This is a genomic window from Amycolatopsis sp. TRM77291, assembly GCF_054166285.1.
Map to the genome: position 1 here is coordinate 4253862 of NZ_JBSZHF010000001.1, position 8731 is coordinate 4262592.

Genomic DNA, 8731 nt, shown 5'->3' on the forward strand with positions numbered 1-8731 from the left:
CGCGAATCCGGGCTATATTCGCGACTGTGCTGACCGAGAGCTACCGCTACCCGGACACCGGCGACCACGTCACCGGCGCGTTCATCCGACGGCACGAACCCTACGACGGCTACTGGACGGCCAGCGAGGACCGCGCGCTCGCCAAGGTCGCCGACGAGCTCACCGCGATCCTCGGCCCGCGAGAAGAGGTCAAGGCGCTCGACGCCGGGTGCGGGGAAGGCCGCCTTCTCCCCTGGCTCGCGCGGTTCTCCACCGACGTCACCGCCGCGGACCCCGACCCGGACAGGCTGGCCAAGGCGCGGGAAACCACCGCCGCGGACACCGATTTCTCCTTCGCCGTCTCGCCGATCACCGAACTGGACGGCGGCCCGTACGACCTCGTCCTGTGCAGCCACGTCATCCAGCACGTGCCCACGCCGGACGTCGGGCCGATCCTGCGCCGGCTGGCCGGGATCACCGCGCCCGGCGGCGCCCTGGTCCTGGCCTACAGCCGGTCGCCGATCGGGCGGGGCGCGTTCAGCCTCGACAGCGTCGAAGCGGGCACCGAAGTCCGCTCTCGCCGGGTTTCGCGCGAAGAGTTCGACAAAGCGCTGCGCGACGGCGGCCCGGCGCTCCCGGTACGTCACCTCGATCCCGAGGAGGTCGCCGCCGACGCGGCCGAGGCGGGCTGGCGCACCGCTTGGGAGTGGACGTACCACGTGCTCGACGATCTCGGCCCGGCCGACGAGCACATCGACCGCGACGAGCTGGTCAACGCCTCCGGCCCCCTGCGCCGCCATCTCGGCCGGGACCTGATCACCCTCCTGCGCCGCGGATGACCGCGCTACTCCTCACCTTCGCGTGGGCGGTCCCGCTGTCGGAGCGGGAGGCCGGGAAGGTGCTGGACGGCGGCCGGGACCGCGGGCTGCTGGCCCACCTCGACGGGAAACTCGGCGAGGAGTGGACGGCCGCGGAGAACTTCCTGGCCAGTTACACGCGACCGCCGCGAAGACGGGTGCTGCGCAAACGCAGGCTGTCGATCCGCGTCGGCACGGCCGGCCTGCCGTGCGAACTCGTGGTCACCTGGCATCCCGCCTATCACGCGATGACGCTGGTCCTCGCCACCACGATCAGCGGCGCGGCGGAGGGTCCGGCCGCCGAGTTCGACCTCGCCATCGCCGTCCTGCAAAGCCTTCAGGGCCGTGAGACGGCGAACGGGGAGAACGGGCTGCACGGCGCCTACGGCGAGAAGACCTTCCCCTCGCTGCTCAAGACCGTCACCCACATCTTCGAGGACCTGACCAGGGGCTGCGGCCTCACCGAAGGGCTCAGCCGCAAGGGCTGGTGTGTCGAACTGCGGTCCCACGACGGGCATCCGCCCGCCCAGCGGGTCGCCGCCGACCCCCGGCCGTACTACGGGCTGGCGACCAGCGACGAGGGCTGGCGGTTCGTGCCCCGCGAGGTCGCGAGGGACGCGCTCGGCCCGTCATGGGGGACGCGTTCGTTCGTCGCGGCCTACACGATGGCGGGCGGGATCGTCTGCCTCAACAGCAAGGACTCCGACTACGTCGAGCACCAGGACGAGCTGATGCGCGGCCCGTTCGGCGCCGCCGAACCGTATTTCGCCATCGACAGCGAGATCGGCGGGCTCGACCACGGGATGCTCTTCATCCTCGAACGCGTCCTGATCCGGATGGCGCTCGCCGACCAGTGGCTGGCGTCGATGAAGAAGTCCGGGAGCCGCACCCGGCTGCTGCGCGGCTCGCTCGACGACATCCTCGAGATGCTGCATTCGGTGCTGCCGCCCGAGATCGATTCGCTGGAGCGCCGCCTGGTCACCAGCATGGGCGTCGAGCGGATCATCGCCCAGCTCGACCGCCAGGCCGAGGCGATGGACGAGGAGACCCGGTACGCCTACGAGAACACGGTGAGCGCGCGGGTCACGCGGCTCACCGTGGTCACCGTCGTCCTGACGGTCGTCACCATCGTCCTCGGCGTCCTTCAGGTGCTGGTCTCACTCTGACCGGCGGCGCTGCTTGCGCGCCCGTTCGGCGAACAGCAGCCCCACACCTCCGGCCACCATCAGCGCGCTCACCACCACGTGCATTCCGGACGGGAGCAGGTGGAGCTGGACGAACCAGCTCGGGTCGGTGCTGCCCAGCAGCCGGTTGATCAGCCCGCCCCCGCCCTGCACCAGCAGGAGGATTCCCAGTAGTTCGATCATCGTCGAGCCCCTTCCTTGACCTTCTCGTCCTTGGGGGACAGTTCCTGCCACAGCGGCCCGGTGGCGAACCAGATGGCCGTCACGACCCCCAGCCTCGGCAGCCAGCCCCACAACGGCTCGACCTGCTCGGTGTCGCCGACCATGAAGATCAGCAGGAGCAGCACCCCCGCCGCCAGCCCGCAGGCCAGCACGCATTTGAACCAGTCACGCCATTCGGTGCGCAGCTTCTCCCGGCCCCTCGGCTTGGGCGGCGGTGGCGGCCCGCCCGCGAACCGGTGGGCGAACCGGACATCGGCCCACTTGATCATCGAATGCCCGAACACGACGCTGAAGCCCAGGTACACCGCGGCCAGGCCGTGCACGAAATTCGCCGTGGCACCATTGCGCAGGTCGATGACCGTCGCGACCAGCACGACGAGGTCGATCACCGGGGTCAGGAGCAGCAGCACGACACTGGTCCGCTTCAGCTTCAGCAGATAGCGGGCCACAAGGCCGGCGACGATGGCGACCCAGAAACCGATCTCCCCGCCGGCGACCACGGCCGCCATCGGGTTTTCCGCGATGAAGTCCCAGATCTTGTTCACGCCGTAAGCCTCGCCGATCGCACCGGTCCTCCGCGTCGGCGTACGGACCGAGATCACCGTCATCAGTTAGTAGGACCCCGCGGCCCGTCCCGGTGTGCTGGGATGGGACGGTGCCCACGTTCCTCCCGCGCCTGAACCACCTCGCCGAATGGAAACAGGACCTCGCCATCGCCTTCGGCACCTGGGTCCTCGGCGTGCTGGTCTATCTCAGCGGGATGCACGTGCTCCTCAACGGCAAGGACGACACGCCGCTGTGGATCCGGCTGACCGAACTGACCGTGTTGTGCCTCCTGCAGATGCTGCGCCGCAAAATCCCCTGGGGACTGATATGCGGGCTCGTCGTCCTCGGCGTGGACGTCGCGTTCGGTCCCTCGCTTCCGATCTTCGTCATCTTCACCGACTTCCTCTACGCGACCACGCTGTACGGCTCACGACGCGTCAGCAGGGTGATGATCGGCGTCGCCGCGGTCGGGACGCTCGGAGCGGTCTGCCTGGCGCTCCTCTTCTCCGCGCAGTGGCGGACGGCGATCCTTGTCGCGTTCGCCTTCCTGCCGTTCCTGGTCACCCCGGTGTGGTGGGCGGCCAACGTCCGTCAGCAACGGGACATCGCCCACAACGAGCGGGCGAACGCCGTCCAGCTGGCCACGATCGGCGAGCTGGACCGGAAGGCCGCGGTCGCGGGGGAACGCTCGAAGATGGCGCGGGATCTGCACGACGTCATCGCCGGGCATCTCTCGGCGATCGCGATCCAGTCCGAGGCCGCGCTGTCGATGGCCACCGTCGACCCGAAGCTGTCGAGAAAGGTCCTGGAATCGGTCCGGGAGAACAGCGTGAGCGCGCTGGACGAAATGCGCGCGATGATCGGGCTGCTGCGCGCGGATCCGTCCACCGGGGACAGCGAGATCGAGCCGACCGCGCCCGCCCGGCTGGCCGAACTGTCCAAACTGGTCGAATCCGCGCGGGCGAGCGGGCTGGAGGTCGAGATCCGTTCCACACCCGGTCAGTCCGCCCACCTGCCCGCCGCGGTCGACCTGACCGCGTACCGGATTGCGCAGGAGGCGCTCACCAACGCGGCCAAGCACGCCGCGGGTGGCCGCGCCGTGCTCGACATCCGCTCCGACGGAGGCATACTCACCGTCGAAGTGCGCAACGATCTTCGTCCCGGCTCCGGCTCGGGTGACGACGGCGGGACCGGACTCGGCCTGCTGAACATGCGGGAACGCGCCGCCGCGGTGGGCGGCACACTCGCCGCCGGGCCGTCCGGCGGTGGCTGGCTGGTCCGTGCCGAACTGCCTCTGGAGGGGTCTTGAGCGACGGGAACATCAAGGTGCTGGTCGCCGACGACCACGGCGCCATCCGTGCCGGGTTGATGATGATCCTCGGCAACGCCGAGGGCATCGAGGTGGTCGGCGAGGCCGCGGACGGCGCCACCGCCGTCCGCCAGGCGAAGGCGCTGAAACCGGACGTCGTGCTGATGGACGTCCGCATGCCCGGCGTCGACGGCATCGCGGCCACGCGGGAGCTGACCGCGGAGGGACTGTGCGAAGTCCTCGTGCTGACGACGTTCGACCTCGACGAGTACGTCCACGCCGCGCTGCGGGCGGGCGCGGCCGGGTTCCTGCTGAAGTCGGTCGAAGCGTCGCGGCTGATCGAGGCGGTGAAACTGGTCGCGGCGGGCGAAGGAGTGCTCGCCCCGCAGGTCACGCGGAAGCTGATCGCCGCCTTCGCCGCCGGGACCCGCGAGCCTTCGCTGGTCCCCGACGGGCTCGAAGACCTGACCGAACGCGAGCGAGAAGTGCTGGCGTGCCTGGGCGGCGGCCTGTCCAACGCGCAGATCGGGACGCGGCTGCACATCGGCGAGACCACGGTGAAGACCCACGTCTCCCGGGTGCTGACGAAGCTGGAACTGCGGTCGCGGGTGCAGGCGGCGATCCTCGCGCAGGAGAACGGCGTCGTGCTGGAGGAGTGAAACCCACCGATCTGCGAGGTGGACGACGATCTTCTAGCGTGACCCTTCATGCGGCGAACTCTGGACGTGGACGAGGTCCTGAAACGGCAGGATTCCGGTGACCTGAAACGCCGCCTGCACGGGCGCGACCTCGTCGGGTTCGGGGTCGGCATCATCATCGGCACCGGGATCTTCACCCTCGCCGGGGTCGAGGCGAAGACCCACGCCGGCCCGTCGGTCACGTTGTCGTTCGTGCTCGGCGCCGTCGTGGCCGGGATGGCCGCCCTCTGCTACGCCGAACTCGCCTCCAGCGTGCCGACGGCGGGAAGCGCCTACACCTACGCCTTCGCCACCCTCGGCGAGACCTTCGCCTGGATCATCGGCTGGGATCTGCTGCTGGAGTTCGCCCTCGGCGCGGCCGTCGTGTCGCGCGGCTGGTCCGGCTATCTCGCGAATCTGATGGGCCTGTCCCCCGAGTGGTTCGGCGAAGACGCGAAGGTGAACCTAGGCGCGGTCGCGATCATCGCCGTGCTGACCGTGATCGCCGTCCTCGGGATCAAGGAGTCGGCGCGGGTGACGAATCTGCTCGTGCTGGTCAAGGTCGCGGTCTGCGTGCTGATCCTCGCGGTCGGCGTGTTCTACATCCGCGGGGAGAACCTCACCCCGTTCATCCCGCCCGCCCAGCCGCCGACGGAGACGGCGGGGACCCTGCACCAGCCGATCGTGCAAGCCGTCCTCGGGCTCGAACAGTCCGTCTACGGGATCGCCGGGATGGTGACGGCCGCGGCCGTCGTCTTCTTCGCCTACACCGGTTTCGAGGCGCTCGCCAACCTCGGCGAGGAGACCGTGAACCCGAAACGCGATCTGCGCGTCGGCATCCTCGGCGCGCTCGGCGTCTGCGCGCTGCTCTACATCGGGGTCTCGCTGGTGCTGACCGGGATGGTGCCGTTCACCGAGATCGACGCGGGCGCCCCGCTCGCCGACGCCTTCGACCGCGTCGGGCAGCACTGGGTGGGCGCGCTCATCTCGCTCGGCGCGGTCACCGGGCTGACGTCGGTGATGATGGTGGAACTGGTGACGATCGGCCGGATCGGATTCGCGATGGGCCGCGACGGCCTGCTGCCGAAGAAGTTCGGCACGGCGCATCCACGCTGGGGCACCCCGCACCGGATGACCATCGCCGGCGCGGTGCTGATCGCGGCGCTGGCCGCGTTCGTGCCGATCTCCGAACTCGCCGACATGGTCAGCATCGGCGCGCTGTCGGCGATGATCATCGTCGCGGTGGCCGTCCCGGTGCTGCGGAAACGCCGTCCGGACCTGGAACGCCCGTTCACCGTGCCGTTTTCGCCCTACCTGCCCATCGTCGCGGCGCTGGCGTGTCTCTACCTGATGCTGAACCTGGACCTCATGACCTGGCTGCGGTTCGCCGCGTGGCTGCTGCTCGGCCTGCTGATCTATCTCTTCTACGGGCGCAGGCATTCCCGGTTCGCGAAGGACGGGCTCAGCTCCACAGACCGGCCGTCGTGATCGCGGCGGCGGCGGCCTCGGTGTCGCCGTCGTCGACCACGACCAGCATCCGCTTGAGCGCCGCGGCCACCCATTCCACCGGCTGGTCGTGCAACCCGTTGTCCCCCAAGGACGGATAACCGTCCATAATGGATACCAGGGTTCCTTCGGCGCCGATCCGCATCCCGGCGGCCAGCACGTGGTGCGCGGCGGCCGGGCGCCAGCGGGACGACCACAGCGGCGGGATCCCCGTGTCGAGGTAGTCGAGCAGCGCCCGCGCCGGGGTGTCGTGCGCGCCGAATTCGCCCGCGTCGACCTCCGCGATCAACGCGACCCGCGGCAGCTGCCACAGCGCGGCCAGGAGCATGAACAACGACTGCGGTGCCCAGTTCCCGCTGGCGGACACGGCGGCGAGCCGTCCGCCCGACAGCGTCCCGATCGCACTGGCCAGTCCTTCGGTCGTGGTGCCGGACAGCGCCGCGACGTCGTCCTGGCCCGCGACGGCGAACCCCGCCGCGCGCAGGGCGGCCAGCGCCGTGAACGGCCCGGCGAGCCCGTCCTTCTGCGGGAGTTCGGCGCGGGCGACGGCGACGAGGTGCTCGCCGCCGGGCAGCCAGCGCCGCCCGGACAGGCCCGTCCGGTCGCCGTCGATTCCGGAGGACATCAGTCTTCGAACGTCCACGACCGCATGATGAACGGACCGTCGTTCGACGCACCGGCCGAGGTGTAGGTCGCCAGCGCGGCCTTGTTGTCCGTCTCGACCCCGACCCACATCCCCCGGCAGCCACGCTCCCGCGCGACCCCGGCCAGCGCGTCGACCAGGTCGCGGCCGATCCCGCGCCGCTGGTAGTCCGGGCTGACGTCGAGTTCGTTGAGGAACATCTCGGTGCCCTTGTCCGGATGCGTCACCTCGGTGCCGGTGATCATCCCCGCGGGCTCGCCGTCCTCGTAGGCGATGAGGAGGTGGTTCTCCTCCCCCGCGAGGAACTTCTCGGACGCCTCCCGTTGCGCGGGGCCGTCGAACAGGTGCTGGGCGGCGACGACCTCCTCGACGGTGACGGCCCGCCGGATCTCGGCCACGTGTCCTCCCGGTGCTGAAAGCGCCTCAGAGTGGTCAGTATCCCGCTCAGAGGGGCGCCGAGTCATCACGTTTCCCCGGCGATCGCAGCGCGACCCCGGCGACGACGGCCAGGGTGCCGATCGCCTCGGGCAGGGTCGGGATCTGACGGAGCCACAGGAAGCCGACCAGCCCCGCCGTGACCGGCAGCAACGCGAGCAGCAGCGCGAACCGCGCTTGCCCGGCCTTGCGCAGGACCACCTGGTCGAGGGCGTACGGCACGACGGTCGAGAGCACCCCGACCCCGATGCCGAGCAGCAGCAAACGTGGCGAACCCCACACCGCGCCGGTGCCGAGCGCCAGCGGCGACAGCACAACGGTGCCGACGGCGAACCCGACGGCCAGCCCGTCGATCCCGTTCCCGCCGACCGCGACCCGCTTCCCGAGCAGGATGTACCCGGCCCAGGCGGCCGCCGCGCCGAGCGCGAACAGCACGCCGAGCAGGCTGCCTTCGAGCCGGACGTCCGCGATGGCGACCACCCCGGCCGCCACCAGCAGCAGCGCGAGGACGTCCCGGCGCGTGCGCGAACCGAACGCGGCCACCACCACGGGCCCGGCGAACTCGAGGGCGACCGCGGTGCCCAGCGGCAGCCGCGCTATCGCCTCGTAGAAGAGCACGTTCATCCCGGCGGTGACGATGCCGAAGGCACCCGCGAGCAGGAACGCGCGCCCGGTCCACGCCGAGCGAGGTGGCCTGCGCCACGCCAGGAGGACCACGGCCGCCCCGAGACAGCGGAGCCAGGCCACCCCCGCGGGGGAGGCGACCGAAAAGAGACCTACGGCGATGGCCGCGCCGGCGTACATGGAAATTCCGCTGAGAACGAACAAGACCGGCGCCGGCGCGCTCGGAAGACGGTTCCGGACGACTGCGATACCCACCCCCGCATGGTGCCTGACGTGGGAAAAGACGGTTCAGCGGGGAGTCGTCTCCCACGTTGCGTGATTACGCTACGGCATCCGAGGTAATTACCAGTGACAAATGAGACACCCGCACGGGAACACTTGCGGGTCGCCAAACGTCTGGAAGAGTGGAAGCACGAACACGGCGGGGCCGGGAACGAACGTTGCCGGCATCAGTGCCGAAGTGGTCGTAGCTGGATCGATGGCACCGGGCCACCGGTGCCGGGACGGAGGGAGACTCCAATGACTTCACCGACGCTCACCCGCCCCGAACTGACCGCTGCCGACCGATGCGACCGGTGTGGAGCTGCAGCCCAGGTTCGAGCCATTCTCAGCACCGGTGGCGAGTTGCTCTTCTGTGGTCACCACGCCCGCGCACACGAGACGAAGCTCAAGGAAATGTCCGCGGACATTCAGCGGTAGCCCACCAGTCCACGACCACCCGGCGGGCGGGCCCCCCCCCCGGGGGGGCG

The 8731-nt window shown here is 70.0% G+C and carries 11 protein-coding genes; 6 read left to right on the forward strand and 5 right to left on the reverse strand.

Features of this window, described 5'->3' with window-relative positions; translation table 11 throughout:
• Positions 1-26 precede the first annotated feature (26 nt).
• Positions 27-818, forward strand: a complete 792-nt coding sequence (locus ACXIZN_RS19505; RefSeq protein WP_457956076.1) for a class I SAM-dependent methyltransferase — start codon at positions 27-29, stop codon at positions 816-818.
• Positions 815-2002, forward strand: a complete 1188-nt coding sequence (locus ACXIZN_RS19510; RefSeq protein WP_457956078.1) for a hypothetical protein — start codon at positions 815-817, stop codon at positions 2000-2002. Before ACXIZN_RS19505 ends, ACXIZN_RS19510 begins: the two co-directional genes overlap by 4 nt.
• Here the strand turns inward: ACXIZN_RS19510 and ACXIZN_RS19515 are convergent.
• Positions 1994-2203, reverse strand: coding sequence for a hypothetical protein (locus tag ACXIZN_RS19515; RefSeq protein WP_340685201.1), 210 nt, complete (start codon positions 2201-2203; stop codon positions 1994-1996). The two genes, ACXIZN_RS19510 and ACXIZN_RS19515, sit on opposite strands and share 9 nt — an antisense overlap.
• Positions 2200-2787, reverse strand: a complete 588-nt coding sequence (locus ACXIZN_RS19520; RefSeq protein ID WP_457956079.1) for a hypothetical protein — start codon at positions 2785-2787, stop codon at positions 2200-2202. Before ACXIZN_RS19520 ends, ACXIZN_RS19515 begins: the two co-directional genes overlap by 4 nt.
• Positions 2788-2897: 110 nt before the next feature.
• Between ACXIZN_RS19520 and ACXIZN_RS19525 the strand changes: the two genes are divergently transcribed.
• The 3 genes from ACXIZN_RS19525 to ACXIZN_RS19535 all read left to right on the forward strand — a co-directional run bounded on the left by ACXIZN_RS19525 (position 2898) and on the right by ACXIZN_RS19535 (position 6262).
• Positions 2898-4097, forward strand: a complete 1200-nt coding sequence (locus ACXIZN_RS19525) for a sensor histidine kinase (RefSeq protein ID WP_457956081.1) — start codon at positions 2898-2900, stop codon at positions 4095-4097.
• Positions 4094-4756 carry a response regulator gene (locus ACXIZN_RS19530; RefSeq protein WP_126731506.1) on the forward strand — a complete coding sequence of 221 codons (663 nt, stop codon included), beginning with the start codon at positions 4094-4096 and terminating at the stop codon, positions 4754-4756. The genes ACXIZN_RS19525 and ACXIZN_RS19530 overlap by 4 nt, the downstream gene beginning before the upstream one ends.
• Before the next feature lie 66 nt (positions 4757-4822).
• Positions 4823-6262, forward strand: coding sequence for an APC family permease (locus ACXIZN_RS19535; protein WP_457960556.1), 1440 nt, complete (start codon positions 4823-4825; stop codon positions 6260-6262).
• Here the strand turns inward: ACXIZN_RS19535 and ACXIZN_RS19540 are convergent.
• From ACXIZN_RS19540 to ACXIZN_RS19550, 3 genes are read right to left on the reverse strand one after another with little or no spacing between them, the layout of a single operon-like run.
• Entirely contained in the window at positions 6237-6905 is a 669-nt protein-coding gene (locus ACXIZN_RS19540; RefSeq protein ID WP_457960557.1) for a DUF6885 family protein, read from the reverse strand. The genes ACXIZN_RS19535 and ACXIZN_RS19540 overlap by 26 nt on opposite strands.
• Entirely contained in the window at positions 6905-7321 is a 417-nt protein-coding gene (locus ACXIZN_RS19545; protein ID WP_457956082.1) for a GNAT family N-acetyltransferase, read from the reverse strand. Before ACXIZN_RS19545 ends, ACXIZN_RS19540 begins: the two co-directional genes overlap by 1 nt.
• A 46-nt stretch (positions 7322-7367) precedes the next feature.
• Positions 7368-8162 (reverse strand): EamA family transporter, encoded by a 795-nt coding sequence (locus ACXIZN_RS19550; protein ID WP_192746834.1) that lies wholly within the window; start codon positions 8160-8162, stop codon positions 7368-7370.
• A 339-nt stretch (positions 8163-8501) separates the two neighbouring features.
• On the opposite strand from ACXIZN_RS19550, the gene ACXIZN_RS19555 reads away from it, so the two are divergent.
• Positions 8502-8681, forward strand: a complete 180-nt coding sequence (locus ACXIZN_RS19555) for a DUF7455 domain-containing protein (protein WP_016332937.1) — start codon at positions 8502-8504, stop codon at positions 8679-8681.
• Positions 8682-8731: the final 50 nt, after the last annotated feature.